The organism is Pseudomonas sp. SMV7, assembly GCF_052041995.1.
Classification (GTDB): domain Bacteria; phylum Pseudomonadota; class Gammaproteobacteria; order Pseudomonadales; family Pseudomonadaceae; genus Aquipseudomonas.
In genome coordinates this window covers 34,656-53,494 of sequence record NZ_JBKGGT010000022.1, presented here as the reverse complement: position 1 = coordinate 53,494, position 18,839 = coordinate 34,656, and the positions used below count along the sequence as shown (strand labels likewise).

General features: G+C 64.3%; 11 protein-coding genes. 3 read left to right on the top strand and 8 right to left on the bottom strand.

Going from position 1 to position 18,839, the window contains the following annotated elements; translation table 11 throughout:
• Positions 1-54: 54 nt before the first annotated feature.
• The 8 genes from ACLEJP_RS22100 to glgA form a co-directional block, all read right to left on the bottom strand.
• Complete coding sequence (locus tag ACLEJP_RS22100; protein WP_440809888.1) at positions 55-1,128, bottom strand: autotransporter outer membrane beta-barrel domain-containing protein; 1,074 nt, start codon at positions 1,126-1,128, stop codon at positions 55-57.
• 314 nt (positions 1,129-1,442) lie between these two features.
• Positions 1,443-2,237 (bottom strand): endonuclease/exonuclease/phosphatase family protein, encoded by a 795-nt coding sequence (locus ACLEJP_RS22095; protein ID WP_440809885.1) that lies wholly within the window; start codon positions 2,235-2,237, stop codon positions 1,443-1,445.
• A 177-nt stretch (positions 2,238-2,414) separates the two neighbouring features.
• The gene (gene glgX, locus ACLEJP_RS22090; protein ID WP_440809882.1) at positions 2,415-4,568 is read right to left on the bottom strand and encodes a glycogen debranching protein GlgX; all 2,154 of its coding nucleotides are present in this window, start codon (positions 4,566-4,568) and stop codon (positions 2,415-2,417) included.
• A gap of 151 nt (positions 4,569-4,719) precedes the next feature.
• Complete coding sequence (locus ACLEJP_RS22085) at positions 4,720-5,016, bottom strand: DUF2934 domain-containing protein (protein WP_440809880.1); 297 nt, start codon at positions 5,014-5,016, stop codon at positions 4,720-4,722.
• A 14-nt stretch (positions 5,017-5,030) separates the two neighbouring features.
• Positions 5,031-7,805, bottom strand: coding sequence for a malto-oligosyltrehalose synthase (locus ACLEJP_RS22080; RefSeq protein ID WP_440809878.1), 2,775 nt, complete (start codon positions 7,803-7,805; stop codon positions 5,031-5,033).
• Positions 7,802-9,871 (bottom strand): 4-alpha-glucanotransferase, encoded by a 2,070-nt coding sequence (gene malQ / locus ACLEJP_RS22075; RefSeq protein ID WP_440809876.1) that lies wholly within the window; start codon positions 9,869-9,871, stop codon positions 7,802-7,804. The genes ACLEJP_RS22080 and malQ overlap by 4 nt, the downstream gene beginning before the upstream one ends.
• On the bottom strand, positions 9,868-11,610 hold the full coding sequence (treZ, locus tag ACLEJP_RS22070) for a malto-oligosyltrehalose trehalohydrolase (RefSeq protein ID WP_440809874.1): 1,743 nt from the start codon (positions 11,608-11,610) through the stop codon (positions 9,868-9,870). The genes malQ and treZ overlap by 4 nt, the downstream gene beginning before the upstream one ends.
• A gap of 14 nt (positions 11,611-11,624) precedes the next feature.
• On the bottom strand, positions 11,625-13,187 hold the full coding sequence (glgA, locus tag ACLEJP_RS22065; RefSeq protein WP_440809871.1) for a glycogen synthase GlgA: 1,563 nt from the start codon (positions 13,185-13,187) through the stop codon (positions 11,625-11,627).
• An 874-nt stretch (positions 13,188-14,061) separates the two neighbouring features.
• Between glgA and ACLEJP_RS22060 the strand changes: the two genes are divergently transcribed.
• Genes ACLEJP_RS22060 through ACLEJP_RS22050 form a run of 3 tightly spaced genes read left to right on the top strand, consistent with a single transcriptional unit; the run spans position 14,062 to position 18,740 of the window.
• Entirely contained in the window at positions 14,062-16,377 is a 2,316-nt protein-coding gene (locus ACLEJP_RS22060; protein WP_440809869.1) for a type VI secretion system Vgr family protein, read from the top strand.
• On the top strand, positions 16,374-17,777 hold the full coding sequence (locus ACLEJP_RS22055) for a hypothetical protein (protein WP_440809867.1): 1,404 nt from the start codon (positions 16,374-16,376) through the stop codon (positions 17,775-17,777). Before ACLEJP_RS22060 ends, ACLEJP_RS22055 begins: the two co-directional genes overlap by 4 nt.
• Before the next feature lie 9 nt (positions 17,778-17,786).
• Positions 17,787-18,740 carry a PoNe immunity protein domain-containing protein gene (locus tag ACLEJP_RS22050; RefSeq protein WP_440809865.1) on the top strand — a complete coding sequence of 318 codons (954 nt, stop codon included), beginning with the start codon at positions 17,787-17,789 and terminating at the stop codon, positions 18,738-18,740.
• Positions 18,741-18,839: the final 99 nt, after the last annotated feature.

Here is an 18,839-nt window from a genome sequence, read left to right as displayed (position 1 = left end):
GGCCCGGTGCTATCCCTGTGGGAGCGGGCGTGCCCGCGAAAGGGCCGAACCTGCCTACCAGCGCATCCGCACCCCAAGGCTGCCAATCAATCCGTTCAGGTCATTGTCATCCACGTCACTGCTGTAGTCGGCACTGACAAACACCGCCACCGCCGGCGTCACCCGCGCTACCAGCCCCAGGCCCAGTTCCACCGTGGTCGAATAGCGCGAGCTGGATATCTTGTCGACCTGGTCCAGCTTCACCTCATCGGCATTGCTGAAGTCATACCACACGTTGGTCCGCACATAGGGCTCGATCGGCATGCCGTGCACATCGTAGCGTCCGGACAACCTGGCACCGACCCGCCCGCTCCAGCTCGGCTGGCTGCCCAAGGCTTGCAGGGTCTGTTGCTGAGCCTGGCTGCCGGGGAAGAATTGCTGGTTGATCAACTGCGCCTGTGGCTCGATCACCCAGCCACCGCCCAGGCCGATGGGAATGCCACCTGCCAGCGAGAAGGTCATGGCGTGGCCGCTGTCGTCCAGGCGCTGGCCGTTCTGGTCACGGCCATTGACGTCGATGCGCGACCCCATTGCCACGGCATCCAGGTGCCAGCCTTGTTCATGGGTCATGCTCCAGTAAACGCCAAGGCTTTCGCCGCTCAGGCTCACCGCGTTGCGCTGTTTGTCCCCCAGCCGCTGGCGCATGCCGTTGAAACGGGTCTGCAGGTGGTTCTGCCCCACGAAAATACCGGCACGGTGCACATTGCCTGTTGCCGTTTCCCGCACGAACAGGTCCGGGCCGACCAGCAGTTGCGGGCCGGGTGCCAGTTGCTCCGCAGGTTGTGCGTCGCTGCGGGCAGGGGTGGGGAAGAACTGCGCCCACGGGTTGGCACTCGGGGTTGCTGCGGCCAGCCCGTGGCGCTCGCTGATCTTCTGCGAAAAGGCCGCCAAGGTATCGGTACTCAAGCCACTGGAGCTGACCGGGTCGAGCGATAGTTGCGGCGGCGCGGTGTGCTGCAGGAAGCCAGGCGAAGTCGGGTCATCCTGCAGTTCGTACGCGATCGTTTCCACCGGGGTTGCCAGAAGCAGCGACGTGGAAACCGCATAGAAAATGCTGTCGAAGCGCAACGGGTTCGAGGTGCTTTTCATGGCGGATCTCCTTGGTTTGAGGGTACAGCCCTGGGACCTGGCCTGAGGTCACGGGCTGTACGGCAAAAACAGTGGGCGACCCAAACCAGCACGCCAGCTTTCGCGCACGCGCACGAAGGCGCGAGCTAGAGGCCCGGCGCGAGATATTTACTGCTAGACAGGAACAGCTAAGGAGAGACCGCCGCTTGCGTCAAGAAAGCGTGAAGAAAGTGTCGGAAGCGTGTAGCCAGGGTCAATGTGTTGATTTTGCGCAAAAAAAATCAGCTCATAGCCGGCTTCGCTATTTGCCATCCCGGGGCTATGAAAAATCATTGTTAGAGCCGTACCTCCACTGCCAGGGGCAGGTGATCCGACAGGTGCGACCAAGGTTTGTGCCCCAGAATACACGGCCCATGGCTTTCCGCATTGCGCAGGTAGATGCGGTCCAGGCGCAGCAGTGGCAAGCGGGCAGGGTAGGTACGGGCAAGGTGGCCATGATGGCGTTCGAAGGCTTCGTGCAGGTCGCGCTGCAGGCCCAGGGTGCGGTTGCCGTGGGATTTCCAGTCGTTGAAGTCACCGGCAATGATCACCGGAGCGTCGCCGGGTAACGACTCGAGCAGCTTGCGCAGCAGCTGCAACTGTTTCTGGCGGTGGCTTTCCAGCAACGACAGGTGCACGCAGATGGCGTGCACGTTGTGCTGCCCGGGCACGTCGAGAATGCAGTGCAGCAGGCCGCGGCGTTCCGGGCCGGTGATCGACACGTCGAGGTTGCGGTGTTCGATGATCGGGTATTTGGAGAGCAGGGCATTGCCATGGTGGCCGTCGGGGTAGACCGCGTTGCGACCGTAGGCAAAGTCGCTCCACATGCTGTCGGCAAGGAATTCGTACTGCGACGTCTGCGGCCAGCCGGGGTAGCGTGCAGCGTGGCGATCGTGGCTGCCGAGCACTTCCTGGAGGAAGACGATATCGGCCTGGGTACTGCGCACCGCCTCGCGCAGCTCCGGCAGGATGAAGCGCCGGTTGAAGGCGGTGAAGCCCTTGTGGGTATTCACCGTCAGTACCCGCAGCCGTTTCACGGCCGGGGCCTGGTTGACGCTGGCGAAACCTTTACTACCGGCTTCGGGGTTCACGATGGCTCCTCAGGTAACGGTTTACACGCTTCAGTGTAGGAGCGGCCTTGCGTCGCGAAAGGGCCGCCCGGCGGCCCCCGTTTCCATCAGCATGCCAAGCCGGGCCGGGGCCGCCATGCGGCCCTTTCGCGACAGGAGGCCGCTCCTACACAAAGGACCCATGCCGGCGGTTCAGGTTCACTCCTCGTCGCGCTGCAACACCATCAGCAACAACGACCGCCCCTTGACCTCGAAGGTGCTGTCGAACTGCAGGTGCTGGCCTTTGCGCAACTCCGGCCGGTCGGTGTCGACCAGGCAGCTCCAGTAATCCCCTTCAGGCACGCTCGGCAGCTTGAACGGCACGATGTCATGGTGAGCGTTGACGATCAGCAGCAGGGTGGCCTCGGCGCCTGGCCGGGCGATGCCGCTGACCTGGGCACGGCCATCGATCAGCATGCCCAGGCAGCGCCCGTGCGGGTCTTCCCACTGCTCCACGCTCATCTCGTTGCCGTCCGGTGCCAGCCAGGTCACGTCCTTGACCCCGATGGCTTCATTGTAGTCACCCACCAGGAAGCGCGAACGGCGCAATACCGGGTAACTGAGGCGCAGCCGGGTCAGGCGCTTGACGAACTTCAGCAACTCCTGGCCTTCCTCGTCCAGCTCCCAGTTCACCCAGCCGATTTCGCTGTCCTGGCAGTAGGCATTGTTGTTGCCGTGCTGGGTACGGCTGAACTCGTCGCCGGCGACGATCATCGGCGTGCCCTGGGCGAACAGCAAGGTGGCGAAGTAATTGCGCATCTGCCGCATGCGCAGGGCATTGATCGCCGGGTCCTGGGTAGGCCCCTCGACGCCGCAGTTCCACGACAGGTTGTTGTCGGTACCGTCCTGGTTGTTCTCGTCGTTGTCCTCGTTGTGCTTCTCGTTGTATGACACCAGGTCACGCAAGGTGAAGCCGTCGTGGGCGGTGATGAAGTTGACCGACGCGTACGGCCGTCGGCCGCGGTTGTTGAACATGTCGCCCGAGGCGGTCATGCGCGCGGCGAAGTCGGCCAGCTGGCCCTCGTCACCTTTCCAGAACGCCCGCATGGTGTCGCGGAAGCGGTCGTTCCACTCTGCCCAGCCCGGGGCGAAATTGCCCACCTGGTAGCCGCCCGGGCCGCAGTCCCAGGGCTCGGCGATCAGCTTGACCTGGCGCAGCAGCGGGTCCTGGCGGCAGGCGACGAGGAAGCTGTGCCGCTCGCTGTAGCCTTCGTGGTAGCGGCCGAGGATGGTGGCCAGGTCGAAGCGGAAGCCGTCGACATGCATCTCGCCGGCCCAGTAGCGCAGCGAATCGGTGACCAGCTGCAGCACGCACGGGTGGCTGAGGTCCAGTGTGTTGCCGGTGCCGGAGTCGTTGATGTAGTAGCGCTTCTGGTCAGGCATCAGCCGGTAGTACGAGGCGTTGTCGATACCGCGCATCGACAGCGTGGGTCCCAGCTCGTTGCCCTCGGCGGTGTGGTTGTAGACCACGTCGAGAATCAGTTCCAGTCCGGCGTCGTGCAGGTGCGCGACCATTTCCTTGAACTCGGCGATCTTGCCACTGGCCAGGTAGGCCGGGTGGGGGGCGAAGAAGGCGATGGTGTTGTAGCCCCAATAGTTGTTCAGGCCTTTCTGCAGCAGGTGCTGGTCGTTGACGAAGGCATGGATCGGCAGCAGCTCGATGCTGGATACGCCCAACTCCTTGATGTGCCCGAGCAGCTCGTCATTGGCCAAGCCGCCGAAGGTGCCGCGCAGGTGTTCCGGCACGGCGGGGTGGCGCATGCTGATGCCCTTGGTGTGGGCTTCGTAGATGATGGTGCGCTCCCAGGGGATCTGCACCCGTTCGTCACGGCCCCAGGTGAACGCCGGGTCGATGACCTTGCACTTGGGCACGAACGGCGCACTGTCGCGCTCGTCGAACGACAGATCGCCGTCGGGGTGGCCGATGGTATAGCCGAACAGCGCTTCGGACCATTTCAGCGCGCCGACCAGTTGTTTGGCGTAAGGGTCGATCAGCAGTTTGTTGGGGTTGAAGCGGTGGCCGTTCTCCGGCTCGTACGGCCCATGCACGCGGTAGCCGTAGATCAGGCCAGGGTGCGCGTCGGGCAGATAGCCGTGGTAGATCTCGTCGGTGTATTCCGGTAGTTCGATGCGTTCGACTTCCTTTTCCCCCGTCGGGTCGAACAGGCACAGCTCGACCTTGGTGGCGTTGGCCGAGAACAGGGCGAAGTTGACGCCCAGCCCGTCCCAGGTGGCGCCGAGGGGGAAGGGCAGGCCTTCGCGGATGCGCGAGGGGGCAACGGAGCGGGTTTTCTTGGGCGTGCGCGGGCTCATGACGGTCCTCGAATGGCCGGGTGCTGGAAACGGAATGATGGCTGGCTGGGCCGGCCTTTCGCGGGTACGCCCGCTCCCACAGGGATTTCCCCAGCCACTAGCCAGTACAGGCTGGTGGCCGCGGGCCTGGCGCGAAAGGACCGGTGGCGGCTCAGCCGGCTGTGGGTTTCTTCACCGCACGTGGTTTCTTCGCCGCCGCCGGCTTGACGCCCGGCAACGCCGCCACCTTGGGCTCGGCTGGCGCCTTGGGCACTGCCGCTGCTTTCGGCTTGGCCGCTACCTTGGCTTTGCCGGCCGCCTTGGGCTTGGCTTCGGGGGCCAATGCCTCGGCTTCGGCAAGCTTGCGCGCCATGTCCCAATGGCGGCTTTCCTGGCCCTCCGGTTTGCCCTCCGATTCCCAGATCTGGTAGGCGAATTCGCGTACTCGTTTTTCATCGACACTCATCACGACGCTCCTGAATGCTAGGCATGTTCGATCAACAGGTTGACTGGGAACTCCGACAGCACGGCGCTCAACATCAACTCTCTAACAGGGCTGACAACGGCACCGCCAAAAAGTCCAGTCGAATTGGCAGGCGACAAGGCAAACGGCAAAGTTACCCGGGTGTCGTCCCAGTTCTGTGCCGGGATCAGGGGTATGGGGGCTGCGCCCAGCAGGGTACTGGCCAGGCGTGGCGCGATGATGACGGCGCGCTGGCCTTCGCCCAGGCGGGCGAACGCCACTACCTGGTCGGCGTGGCGACCCTGCACGGTCAGCGGCAGGTAGTCGCCCCGGCGGAACAGCTCGGCGTTGGCCTGGCGGCAGTCGAGCACGCGGGCAATCAAGGCCTGCTTGATACGGCCGTCCTGCCAGTGCGCCAGCAACTCGGCCAGTGGCGTGGCGTCGTCCAGGCTGTTGCGCCGGGCGGCGTAATCCACGGCCCGGCGGTTGTCCGGGTCGACCAGGCTGAAGTCCCAGTATTCGTTGCCCTGGTACAGGTCCGGCACACCGGGCGTGGTCATGCGCAGCAGGGCCTGCACCAGGCCGTTGAGTGCGCCGGGGCAGGCCAGCAGCTGCGCGGCTTCGGCCAGCGAGTTGCGCAACTGCTGGTTCTCGCCGTCCAGCAGCAGGCCGTCGACATAACCCGCGCAGGCAGCTTCATAAGCCTCGTTCGGTGCGCTCCAGCTGCTGCGCAGCTTGGCTTCACGCACGGCCTTCTGCTGCCATTGGCGAATGCGCTCGGCGTACTGGCGCAGGCCATTGTCGTCATGCGGGTCGAGCTCCAGCGGCCAGCTGCCGAGCAAGGTTTGCAACAACATCAGCTCGTCGCCGGGGCTGGGCGCCGGGCCGTCGTCCAGGGGCACGCGCAACGGGCTGGCCAGCTCGCGCCAGTGCTCCACCCGGCTGGCCAGCCACGGGCCGCGCTCGCTCAGCACGGCCAGGCGCGCACGGGTGTCCTCGCCGCGTTTGTGGTCATGTGTGGCGGTGGCCAGCAGGTTGTCCGGGAAGTCGCGCAGGCGCCGCTGCGCCTCGTTGTGGAAGTGCTCGGGCGGGGCACTGAAACGCTCGGCCTCGAAGCCGACGTCGTTGCGCGACAGCAGCCGGGCGCTGCGGTAGAAGGCGGTATCTTCCACGGCCTTGGCGGCGCTGGGCGCAGTCAGTTGCTGGAAGCGCACGCAGGCGTGGCGCAACTGCTTGCGCGCATGGCCCGCTGGCAGCGTGCGCCAGGCCTGTCCGCCCAGCCATTGCTCGAGTTGCTCGAGCAGCGGCCAGTCGGCCTCGCTGAGGTCTTGCCGGGCGTTGGCCAGCGCCTGCTGGAAGAACGCTTCGTCTTGCGCCGGGCGACCGCAGGCATTGAAGTAGGTGCGGTACACCGGGTAATGCGCCACCAGCGCCTGCAAGGCGCGGCGAATCGCGCCCAAGGTCAGGTCGCGGGTCATCAGGTCGTTGCGCGCCACCTGCAACAGCGCCTGGGCCACCGACTCGCAGTCCCCGGCCAGGCTGGCATTGAGTACCAGGTGACGCGCCTGGCGCACTTCTTCGCTGAAGGCCGGGCGCTCGGTCACGTTGGCCCACAGCTCGGTCAGCGTGGCCTCGCCAGCCGGGTCGTGCTGCAGCAGCGATACCTGGTTCATGAACTCGTAGCCGGTGGTGCCGTCGGTCAGCCAGTCGCGGTGCAGGTGCTCGCCGGCGCCGAGGATCTTCTCCACGTAGATCGGGAAGTGCTCCAGCGCCGCGTGCAGCGGGCGCCGCGCCAGCAAGCCATCGACCCGCCGGCGCAGTTTGCGGCAGTAGCCACGCGGGTCGGCCAGGCCGTCGATATGGTCGATGCGCAGGCCATCCACCAGGCCGCGCTCGATCAGCTCGAAGAGCTTGGCATGGGTGGCCTCGAACACCACTGCGCGTTCGACCCGCAGGCCGCCCAGTTCGTTGATGTCGAAAAAGCGCCGCCAGTTGATGTCGTCGGCAGCGGTGCGCCAGCTGGCCAGGCGATAGGTCTGGCGTTCCAGCAGCAGGTGCAGGCGCCTGAAGCCGGCCTCGCTGCGGCTGTCGAAGGCCACCAGGGCCGATTGCAGGTCGGCGCCTTCGCCCACCAGGCGGGCCAGCTCGGCGTGCAAGGGCAGGGCGGCGGCCAGCGGGTCGGGCGCTGCGTTGAGGGCGGTGAAATGTTCGGCCAGGGCCTTCAGCGCCGGTTCCGGGCTCAAGGCCAGAATCCAGCCGTAATCGGCCGGGCAGATCGGGAACCGGTGCTGGTAATGGGCGATCTGCAGCACGCCTTGCTGGGCGTCGAATTGCAGCGGTATCTCACCCTGTTTCAACGCCACGCCGTAGTCGCTGCCGAGGAACGGCAGCAGCAACTGCCCGGCCAGCAATGGGTCGCTGGAATGCCACTGGATGTCGAAGAACTGTGCATACGGGCTGCGCCGGCCCCAGGCCAGCAGGCTTTGCCACCACGGGTTGTCGGCACCGCCGACGGCCATGTGGTTGGACACCGTGTCGAGGATCAGCCCCATGCCGTGCTGGCGCAAGGCTGCGACCAGCCGCACCAGGGCTGCCTCGCCGCCCAGTTCCGGGTTGACCTGGGTCGGGTCGACCACGTCGTAGCCATGGCGCGAACCGGCGCGGGCCTTGAGGATAGGCGAGGCATACAGGTGGCTGATGCCCAGCTGGGCGAAGTACGGCACCAGCGGCACGGCGTGGTCGAGGGTGAAGTCGCTGTGAAATTGCAGACGCAGGGTGGCGCTCAGGGCTTTCATCGGTCACGCTCCCAGGCTTGCTCGCGGGCCTGGGCCAGCAGCTCGACACGCCGGGCGGCATCGGCATCGTCGAGCAACTCACGCACCGGCCGGGCAAAGCGCCGGCGCCAGTTGGGGTGGCCTTCGGTGGTACCGGGCAGGTTGGGTTGCTCGTCGCAGCCCAGCAGGTCTTCGAGGGGGACCAGCACCAGCGGGGCGCGGGTGTGGCCAACATAGCGAATGGCGGCGTCGATCACGGCGTCGTTGTCCTCAAGCAGACCATAGTTGGATTCCAGTGTGCGCCGCAGGCCGGCGTGTTCTTTCTGGCGGTCATGGCGCCAGTGCAGTTCGGTCGCGGCATCGATCAGTTGCAGGCGGTGGCTCCAGTCGATATCGCGGTTTTCCAGCCAGCCGGCCAGGGGCGCCAGGTCGTGGGTGCCGGTGGTGGCCAGGGCGTTGTCCGGCCAGTCCAGAATCGGCGTGAAGTTGCCGGGCGAGGCCTGCTCGAACGGCAGCACCCGCATACCCAGCACGTTGCGCCTGGCCAAGGCTTCGCGCAGCCCAGCGGGTACGGTGCCGAGGTCTTCGCCGAGGATGACCGCGCCGTGGCGCATCGACTCCAGCGCCAGCAGGCGCAGCAGGTCGTCCAGCGGGTATTCGAGATAGGCACCTTCGCTGGGCTTGGCGCCACGCGGAATCACCCACAACCGGCGCAGGCCCATCACATGGTCGATCCGCAGCCCGCCGGCGTGCGCCAGGTTGGCCCGCAGCATTTCGATGAAGGCGCGGTAGCCGTTGCGTTTCAGGCCTTCCGGGGAGAAGCCGCAGATCCCCCAGTCCTGGCCCGACCGGTTGAGGATGTCGGGCGGTGCACCCACGGTGAGGTTGGCCAGCAGCTCGTCCTGGCGGCTCCAGGCCTGGCTGCCGGCGCCGTCGGCACCCACTGCCAGGTCGGCGATCAGGCCAACCGCCATGCCATTGCCGCGTGCAGCTTCCTGGGCGCGTTGCAGGCTGCGTTCGGTCAGCCACTGGCAGAACGCGTGGAACTCGATGCGCGCCGGGTAGCTGCTGGCAAAGCTCTGCACTTCGGCATGGTAGGGGTCGCGCCAGGCCTCTGGCCAGTTGCGCCAGTCGGCGCCGAGGCCCTGGTCGACCGCCTCGGCCTGCAGCACTTCGAAGCGGCAATGGTGTTCCAGCGCTTCGCCGGCGGCCTCGCGAAAACTGTCGAAGTCGCTTCGCTGCGGGTGGTCGCCTTGGCTGAAGTCCTTGTACAGCGCCTGCAACAGCCGGCGACGAGCTTCGGCTGCACGCGGCCAGTCCACCAGCGGCTCCTGCTCCAGCGCTTCCAGCGCCTGTTCCAGGTCGCATGCCTCCACGGCCTGGCGCACGGCGCGTTCGCCGAGGATAGCCGCCGGGCTGGCGTACAGGCTGTTGAGCAGCAGCCGGCTGGAGGGGGAATAGGGGCTGTAATGGTGCTGGTCGAATGCCGAAAGCGCATGGATCGGGCTGATGGCCAGGGCATCGGCACCGCGTTCGGCGGCGCTGCGGGCCAGCTGTTCAAGGGCCATGCAGTCGCCGTAGCCACCATCGCCAGGGCGCCGCAGGCTATACAGCTGCACCGCAATACCCCAGCAGCGCGCTGGCGGTTGGCTGACCCGTTCATGCAACGCCACGCAGCCGGCCGGCGCCACGGCCAGGGTGAAGGCATGGCCTTCGATTTGTAGTTGATGGTAGCCCGGTGGCAACTGGCCAGGCAGGCGGCCCTGGGCATCCAACTGCAATTGCAGCTGCGCGCCGTCCTCCAGGGTGCAGCGCACCGGGCTGCCGCCGGCAAAGTAGCGGTCGAGCGCCAGCGCCTGGCCAACATCCGCGGTCAGCAGGGGTGGCACATGCTCGGCATCATCACTGTGCGCTAGGCTGGCCAGGCTGTCACGTAGCTGGGCATCGTCTGCGCAGCCATGGCCAAGGGCTTCCAGCACCCGGCGCAGCACAGCGTCACTGACTTGCTGGGGGCGGTTGTTGGCATCGACCCAGTCGCGGGCCAGCCCGGCCTGCCGTGCCAGCTGGTGTAGCAAAGGTTCGCTCATGGCGTCTCCGGGCTGTGCGGCAGCAGGCTGGCCACACAACTGTAGGGGGAAAGGGTGTCGTCCGGGTGGGCATCGGCGCTGCTATCGAACAGCCGTAGCCCGGCGGGTGGCAGCGCGACGGGCTGCGGCTGGTCCGCCAGGTTCAGGTCGATGCGCAAGGTACTGCCGTCGCCCAGGCGCCAGCTGGCGCTCAGCGCCCTGGCGCCAAGTACCTTGGCGCCCAGCGCGCGCGTGCCGGGCAGGCGCGGCAGCAATTGCTGGCGGCGTAGCGTCAGCAACTGCTGATAGAGCCCATGCCAGCCGGCGAGCACGTCGTGACTGTCTGGCCGCGAGCGCTCGAAGGTCTGCAAGGCGTTCGGGTCGGGGATGCGGGCGCGCTGTTCCGGGTCGGCAAAGGCCGGGAAATGGGCGAACTCACCGCGCCGGCCTTCACGTACGGCGTCGGCCAGTTCGTCGTGGAAATCGGTGAAGAACAGGAAGGGCGCGCGGCTGCCGTCATCGTCGCCCATGAACAGCAACGGGACCATCGGGCTCAGCAACAGCAAGGCGGTGGCTGCCTGCAACGCCGCAGGCGGGCACAGCACGCTGAGGCGCTCGCCCAGCGCCCGGTTGCCGACCTGGTCATGGTTCTGCAGGAACAACACGAAAGCGCTGGGTGCGAGGTGGCCACTCGGTTCGCCCCTGGGCTGGCCGTGGCGATTGGCTTCGCCCTGGAACACGAAGCCTTCGCTCAGGCAGCGGGCCAGCTTGTCGATCGGCTGGTGCTTGTAGTCTTCGTAGTAGCCTTCGGTTTCGCCGGTCAGCAGCACGTGCAATGCGTTGTGGCCGTCGTCGTTCCACTGCGCATCGAAACCTTGCTCCAGGAGGAAGGCCTGGTTGTGTTCGTTTTCCAGTACCAGCCACACGTGGCGGCCAGGTTCCACGGCAGCCCGCACCCGTTGTGCCAGCTCGACGAGGAAATCCGGCTGGTCGATGGCATGCACCGCATCCAGGCGCAGGCCGTCGAAGCGGTACTCGCACAGCCACATCAAGGCGTTCTGGATGAAGTACTCGCGCACCTGCGGGCGCCGGAAGTCGATGGCCGCGCCCCAGGGCGTCTGGCGGTCTTCGCGAAAGAACGGGCTGGCGTACTGGTGCAGGTAATTGCCGTCCGGGCCGAAGTGGTTGTACACCACGTCGAGCATCACCATCAGGCCATGGCCGTGTGCCTGGTCGATCAGCTGGCACAATTGCAGCGGGGTGCCGTAGGAATGTTGGGCGGCGAAAGGCAACACACCGTCATAGCCCCAGTTGCGTGCGCCGGGGAACTGGCCTATCGGCATCAGTTCGATGGCGGTGATGCCGGTGGCGGCCACGCGCGGCAGCAGGCTGGCCACGCCTGCGTAGCCACCCAGCGCACCGACGTGCAGTTCCTGGATCACGGCTTCGTGCCAGGGCCGGCCTTGCCAGCGGTGCTGCCATGGGTAGGCGGCGATATCCACCACCTGGCTGGGGCCATGGACACCGTCGGGCTGGTAACGGGACGCTGGGTCGGCCACTTGCAGCTGCCCGTCGATCCGGTAGTGGTAGTTGTCGCCTGCCCGGGCCGGGGCGACTCCGGTGTACCAGCCATCTTCCTCGGGCAGCAGCGCTATCGGCGGCTGTTGCTCCAGTTCCACACTCACGCTGCGCGCATCGGGTGCCCAGAGGGCGAAGCGCGCCGACGTGGCGTCCAGCAAGTGTGCGCCATGCCTGTGCATCTTCGATCCCTCTTTCAGTAATAGGCCAGGTGGGCCTGGCGGACCAGATCCTCATACAGGCGGGCATAGGGTTCCACGGCCTGGCACCAGTTGAACGGCTGGGTCATCGACAGGCAGCGCATGGCGTTGAGCAGGTCTTTCTTCTGGTACACATAGAAGGCGCGGGCAAGCGCTTCGCGGTAGCTTTCCACGGTGGACTCATCGAACAGGAAGCCAGTGACACCGTTCTCGATGGTGTCGGCCAGGCCGCCGGTGTTGCGTGCCACCGGCAGCGAGCCGAAGCGCTGCGCGTACATCTGGCTGAGGCCGCAGGGCTCGTAGCGCGAGGGCATCAGCAGGAAGTCGCTGCCGGCGAACATGCGGCGGGCGTCGGTTTCGTTGAAGCCGATGCGCACACCGATGCGCCCGGGGTGGCGCAGCGCCAGTTCGCGCATGGCCTGTTCTTCCTCCGGCTCGCCACGGCCGATGATCGCAATCTGGCCACCTTGTTCGACGATGTAGTCGGCCACGCCCAGGGTCAGGTCCAGGCCTTTCTGGTAGACCAGGCGCGACACCACGGCGAACAACGGCCCTTCGGACGGCTGCAGCTGGAACAGCTGGCGTACCTCGCGGGTATTGCGCGCCTTGCCTTCCCAGTCATTGATGCTGAAGTTGTGCTGCAGGTGCTTGTCGGTGGCCGAGTCCCAGCTTTCGTCGATGCCGTTGGGGATGCCGCCCAGCAGGCCTTGCTGGGCCTTGCTGGCGAGGAAACCATCCAGGCCGCAGCCGAATTCCGGGGTGGTGATTTCCTGGGCGTAGGTGGCGCTGACCGTGGTGATGTGGCTGGAGTAGGCCAGGCCGGCCTTGAGGAACGACAGCTTGCCGTAGAACTCCATGCCTTCCTGCTGCATGGCATGGTCGGGGATCGCCAGTTCCGGGCTGCAGCCACGGCTGTAGACACCCTGGTAGGCCAGGTTGTGGATGGTGAACAAGGTCGGGGTGTTCAGGCCGCGCCAATGCATGTAGGCAGGCGCCAGCCCGGCAGGCCAGTCATGGGCGTGCACCAGTTCGGGCTTCCAGTGGATCATGCCTTCGCCCGCGGCGATCTCGGCGGCAGCCAGGCCCAGGCGGGCGAAGCGGATGTGGTTGTCGGGCCAGTCGCGACCGTTGTCGGCAGCATAGGGGGTGCCAGGGCGCTGGTACAGCTCGGGGCAGATCAGCACATAGATGACCAGCCCGTCGGGCAGGTCCATGCGGCCGATCTTGCACGGCGGCAAGGCAGCATGGCCGCTCAGTTCGCCGACGATGTGGATGGGGTTGTCGCTTTCCACCACTTGCGGGTAGCCCGGGATCAGCACCCGTACGTCATGCAGATGCCCCAGCGCCCGCGGCAGGGCGGCAGAAACGTCGCCCAGGCCGCCGGTCTTCACCAGGTCGGCGATCTCCGAGGTGACGAACAGGACCTTGCGCTTGTTGCGGTTGTGCTGGCGGCGCTGGGCGCCGGGTGCCTTGCCTGTCGTGGCGAAATCCGGGGTGACCGATTCGCGATTGTCCGAGGTAAAGGTGTCTACGTGAGGCTCGACAGCGGCACTGATCATACTTCTCTCCGTCCCTATGCTTTGGTCGGGTGCTGGCACCCGTGGCGATATCTCGTGTTGGTTCTCTCTGATGCTGAATTCTGCGTAGTGCATTCCATGCCCCTGAGTCGTGCGCGCAGGCACAGCGCGATCGGCATTCCCGCCAAAAGCGATTGGACTGGTTGGGATGGGTGGGCCGAGCCAGGGAATGTCCCTTGCGTTTGGCCTACTTAGTTCCTGACCTGCCGGCTTTCCTGAAAGTTCGACTTTTTTTCGTCACTCTTCCGATGAGCAAATGGCGGGCCGAAACCCGAGTGTAGGAGAGAAAAAGGGGGAAAGGTGACCCACTGGTCACTAAGGTGACGCCGCACGCTAGACGCAAACGTTGGCGTATGTGAGCGGATGTGTATGCCTGGCGGGCGTGCAGGGCGCGGGGCGCAAGGCATGCCCCAATCAGGCAACGCTTGCACCGGTATGGTGCATTTTGTTGCTTCGCCCTGGGTTCGCTGCTGCCGGGCGATTGTGCACCGTCCTGTCGCGGGGCGATGCCCTGCACCATGACGAGTCGCCAGGCACTTTGACAAGTTGACGAGTTATATATTTAGGCAAATAACGCGCTGATAAAAAGTTTGTAGGTGAGTACTTTAGGAAATTGCCTACGGCACGCCCCTGTGTATTAAACCCATCGTTCCTGTTATATCGGGTCAGAACCGTTTAAGTTGTTCTTCAGTCACTGCCCCATCCTGGAAGTCGTCATGGGTTGAAACCCGCAACGCCACGTTCCACGCGGTTTGTAGCCTGACGGTTGGCCAATTTGATTCGACGTTCTCATCTTGCAGAAGGCCAGGGTGTGGTTGTTTTTCGCCGATAAACAGCATGGCGGGTAGAGCAACTCATGAAACAGTCTGACCTACGCTTCGGTTTTCAGGCGCTCGCCGCGCGCAGCGAATTCGAAGTGGTTTCATTCAAGCTGGAGGAGAGCCTCAACCAGCCATTTGTGTTGAACCTGGAACTTGTCAGTTACGAAAGTGATATCGACTTCGGCCACCTGCTCGACAAGCCGGCGCTGTTCACCCTCTATTGCGCCGACCGGCCCGTGCGCCACGTGCATGGCTTGGTCAGCGCCTTCAGCCAGGGCGAAACCCGCTGTTCTCGCACGCGCTACCACGCCGTGGTCGAACCGCAGCTGGCCCGCGCCCGGTTGCGTTCCAACTGGCGCATCTTCCAGCAGAAAACCGTGCCGCAGATTCTTGAACTGATGTTCAAGCGCCAGGGTATCAACCGCTTCGAACTGAACAGCTGCGCCGAGCACCAGGTACGGGAGTTCTGTGTCCAGGCGGGTGAGACCGACCTCGACTTCATCCATCGCCTGGCCGCTGAAGAAGGGTTTGTCTACCGCTTCGCCCACTGTGCCAAGCAGCACACGCTGATCGTCACCGACCGCCTGCTTTCGTTCGGGCTGCTCAGCCGGGGCGCGCTCAAGCGCGAAGATGACGAGGCACTTTGGCAGGATGAGGTCGATGTCGGCCCCGATCAGGTGCTGTACCACGCCGACAGTGGCGGCGACCAGGCCCGCGCCTGCCTGCGGCGCTTGCGCTACTGCGAGCAGGTGCGTACGGCGCGGCAGGTGCAGCGCGACTACACCTTCACCCACCCCGCCTATCGCCAGGAGCACAGGGCGCAGGCCAGTAACGTCACGCACCAGTCCCTGGACTACGAACGCTTCGATTACCCGGGGCGCTACAAGCGCGATGCAGTGGGCAAGCCCTTCACCGAAACACGGCTGACGGGCTTGCGCCACGATGCCTGCCTGGCCGAAGTGCAGGGCGATGACGTGCGTCTGCAACCAGGCCTGAGCTTCACCCTGGTCGGCCACCCACGGCAAGACCTCAATGTGCACTGGCGCGTGGTCAGCCTGTGTCATCAGGGGGCCCAGCTCACCAGCCTGCTGGAACAGGCCGCCGGCGCCGAACAAGGCACCCACTATGTGAACGATGCGCTGCTGGTGCAGGGCATGGCCGAGTGGCGCCCGGCACCCGTGGCCAAGCCGCGCATCGATGGCCCGCACATGGCCACGGTGGTCGGCCCGCCGGGCGAGGAGATCTACTGCGACGAATGGGGCCGGGTCAAGGTCAGCTTCCCCTGGGACCGGGAGAGCGAAGGCAACGAGTTCAGCTCCTGCTGGGTGCGGGTGTCGCAAGGCTGGGCCGGTGGCAGCTGGGGTTCGATGGCCATCCCGCGTATTGGCCAGGATGTGATTGTCCAGTACGTCAATGGCGACCCCGACCAGCCGATCGTCACCGGGCGCACCTACTGCGGTGACCAGCTGCCGCCGTACGACCTGCCGCAACACAAGACCCGCATGACCATCAAGAGCCAGACCCATAAAGGCACTGGCTTCAACGAGCTGCGCTTCGAAGATGAACTGGGGCGGCAGGAAGTATTCATTCATGCCGAGCGTGACCAGAACAACGTCGTCAAGCACAACGAAACCACGCTGATCGGCAATGACCGTAGCGAGCGCGTCGAGCATGACGAAGTGGTGCACATAGGCGGCAACCGCAGCGTCAAGGTGGGCGCCAGCAAAAGCGAGACGGTCGCCCTTGGCAAGATCGAAAGCGTTGGCCTGGGCAAGGTGCTGGCGGTGGGTGGCGCGCTGAGCGTGAGCGTCGGCCTCGAGGCCAGCGAGCAGGTGGCACTGGACAAGCGCGTGCAGGTTGGCGGGCAATTGCGGGTCGACAGCCAGGACGACGTGTCGATCACCAGCCATCGCGGCCACGTGCATATCGACAGCCGCACGTCGCTGACCCTGAGCTGTGGCGGGGCCTTTATCAAGCTGGCTGACGGCCGCATCGAAATCGGCTGCCCCGAGCCACTGCTGCTCCATGCCATCGCCCAGGTCAAGGCGCCGGCACGCTACGGTGAGCCGCCTGCCCCGGTACAGGACGACATCGAGTTTCGCCTGGTGCACGCCGACGGCACGCCGATCGCCGGCACGGCCTACGTGGCGAGCTTGTCCGATGGCACCCAGCGCCAGGGCGTGGTCGACCAGAACGGCTATGCCCGCCTGGCCGGGGTCACCCCCGGCTGCAGCGCCCAGGTGCGCTATGAGGTGGGCCCAGGCCCGCTGCAGCTGACCACCGCGACCGAGCTGGATGCTGCCTTGCAGGCTTTGCTTGCCGGCTGCACCTCGGCAGGTGGCCAGGCATGAGTTCGACAGCGGACTGGCTGGATGAAGCGGTCGACAAAGTGGCCGGCGGCTTTGCCTGGCTGCGCGACCTGGTGCTAGGCGAGTTTGCCGAGGAGCGGCCGCTGAGCGTGGTCATCGCCGACATGCTGCTGTCCCTGGTGCCGGGGGTGGTGATCGTGCTCAGCGCCCGTGACCTCGCCGCAGTGTGCCTGCGCCTGGGCAGGCGCTACACGGCGGATGGCAGCCAGGCAGCGGCGCAGCCGCCGGAATGGCAGGAGTGGGTGTTGCTGGTGGCCTGCCTGATCACCTTGATCGCCCCGATCATCGGCGCGGTGGTCGGGGCGGCGGGCACCGCAGTGGGCTCGGTGGCAGGTGCACTGGTTGGGCAGGAAGCGGCGGCGTTTCTGCGTGGGTTGTGCCTGCTGTTGATTCGTGAAAGCCAGGTCCTCTTGCAGGCCGTGGTTGCGTTTCTCGGCAAGTTCACCCGCGGCAGCGTGGAGTTCTGGCTGCGCCAGGTCCGGTTCGCCAGCTATGAAAAGGACCTGCTGGCCTACCTGGACCAGTTTCTGGCCAAGGTCATTGCGGCGACGGTAAAGCTGCGCAGTTACCTCGGCAACTGGCCGTTCAACCAGGCGGCCTCGCGCCTGTTGGTGCGGCTGCAGGCCATGGAAGCGCAGTTCTACGCGGTGCAGGTGCATGCCGTGCGGGAAATCCCGCATGCGCTGATGCAGCTCGATGCCAGGCTGGCCAAGGTACTGGAACAGGCCAGCGACCTGCCTGCGCAGGTGGCGCATGCCGGGGTGCATGCAGCAAAGCCGGTGCCCATGGCCATGAGTGGTGGGCGGGTGACGTCCGGCATTGGCATGCGCCCGCGTTACCTGGAGCGCCCCGAAGGTGTGCTCGGCCCGCCGGTGCCCACGTCACCGCCAGTGGCTGCGCATGGCGCCAATGTGCACACGTTCGATCACGCGACGGCGACCCGGACGCAGAAGGGTATTTACGGGGAGGTGGTCAGTGATCAGTACATGCTTGGCAAGGGCCACGAAAACCTGTTGTCGGCGGCGCGGGGGCCGCGCAGCCTGGAAATGAAGCCCACTGGGCGCGGGCTGGATGGTGTCTATCGTAATGCCCATCCGCCACCGCCGTTCATTATTACCGAGACCAAGTATCGAACGGGGGGCGTGTTTTCGCCGGGGAGTTTGCCGGTTACGAAGGGGAGTAAGGGGTTTCCTAGTGCCAGGCAAATGAGTGATGCATGGATTATGCCGAGGCTTAAGTCAGACTTAGGGGATAAACAGGGGCGAGATATCTTATTAGCTGGTTATGAACGTTGGCTAATGATCGTGGATGAAAGTGGGGTTGTAACCAAAATAATGAAGCTCGACGAAAATGCTAAATTTGTTGGTGATGTGATCCAGTAGGAGTGAGAGATGAATCAGTTTGATCGAGTCAAGCGTGAGCCGCTTTTAAAAGAGGCTGCTTATTTGGGTAGTGTGCAGTTTTGGAAGGAATACTATGTCGAACTCCAGGCTGAGCCTTTTTTGAAAATAGAGCGCCCTGAATACGTAAATGTTGAAATGCTGAGTTGGAGTTGGTGCTACGAAACTACAGAGTTGCTCATCGCGCTGTATTCGGGAGGAGAGCCCGTCGAGTCTCTTGAGTTTTATGTTGATCATATGTTTTCCCAATTTCAACGTCATAAGCAGGCATATCCGAATTTCAGCTTGAAGCTGTGGGAGCCTGATGCTTATCAATTCACACTCTGGCTTTTATCGTTTGCAGTGCTGTTCAATAAGCCTGGGCGTATCAAGCAAGTCGCAAGTTATTTGAGTGAGGATCCGGATGACGGTGAAGACATCCTGCTGCGACAGCTGTTTTCCCGTGTTGGAGTGACTATTCCCGGGAACACGTTGATCCATGAGCGCCCCTATAATGAAATGCTCAACGCTATAAATGCTGAGAATGATGAGCAGCAACAGGCCCTGCGTAGTTACCTCAAGCAGTGGTATCGAGGCATGCGCAACTGCTATTGGCATGATCGGCACAAAGCCCGAAGTGATGCGGGGTTCTTTGGCTACTGGGCATTTGAGGCTGGATTGGTCACTGTGCTCTGGGACGTGGACGACACGCCCTATAGAGATCTTCCTTACTATCCTAAAGATTTGGTTGACTACGCGCGTGAATGTAATGTTCTTCAAGTTTTCCCTCGCAGTCTTCAAGTGACGTATTCGGATGCGATTGCCAAATCAGGAGAGGTTTGTCCTCGGACTGGTGTGTGGGTCTGCGACGATTGGGTCGTGGGGCCTCAAACATTTATGCAAGGTGTTGAAATGCCCGCTGACGAGGGACGTATCTTGACCTGGCGCTTGGTAAAGGGCCTATAAGGGCTGATCTGACCAGGTCACCTATTTTGCAGGTGAGCGTGGCCGTCTGAATCCATTGGGTGTGAATGATGTGTCGATTCGATCAGTGTAAGCGTGAAC

What these genes read in the sequence shown, in the direction of transcription:
- ACLEJP_RS22100 (WP_440809888.1), bottom strand. Translation starts at nt 1,128, where the DNA reads ATGAAAAGCACCTCGAACCCGTTGCGCTTCGACAGCATTTTCTATGCG.
- glgX (WP_440809882.1), bottom strand. Translation starts at nt 4,568, where the DNA reads ATGAGCCCGCGCACGCCCAAGAAAACCCGCTCCGTTGCCCCCTCGCGC.
- ACLEJP_RS22080 (WP_440809878.1), bottom strand. Translation starts at nt 7,805, where the DNA reads ATGAAAGCCCTGAGCGCCACCCTGCGTCTGCAATTTCACAGCGACTTC.
- malQ (WP_440809876.1), bottom strand. Translation starts at nt 9,871, where the DNA reads ATGAGCGAACCTTTGCTACACCAGCTGGCACGGCAGGCCGGGCTGGCC.
- treZ (WP_440809874.1), bottom strand. Translation starts at nt 11,610, where the DNA reads ATGCACAGGCATGGCGCACACTTGCTGGACGCCACGTCGGCGCGCTTC.
- glgA (WP_440809871.1), bottom strand. Translation starts at nt 13,187, where the DNA reads ATGATCAGTGCCGCTGTCGAGCCTCACGTAGACACCTTTACCTCGGAC.
- ACLEJP_RS22060 (WP_440809869.1), top strand. Translation starts at nt 14,062, where the DNA reads ATGAAACAGTCTGACCTACGCTTCGGTTTTCAGGCGCTCGCCGCGCGC.
- ACLEJP_RS22055 (WP_440809867.1), top strand. Translation starts at nt 16,374, where the DNA reads ATGAGTTCGACAGCGGACTGGCTGGATGAAGCGGTCGACAAAGTGGCC.
- ACLEJP_RS22050 (WP_440809865.1), top strand. Translation starts at nt 17,787, where the DNA reads ATGAATCAGTTTGATCGAGTCAAGCGTGAGCCGCTTTTAAAAGAGGCT.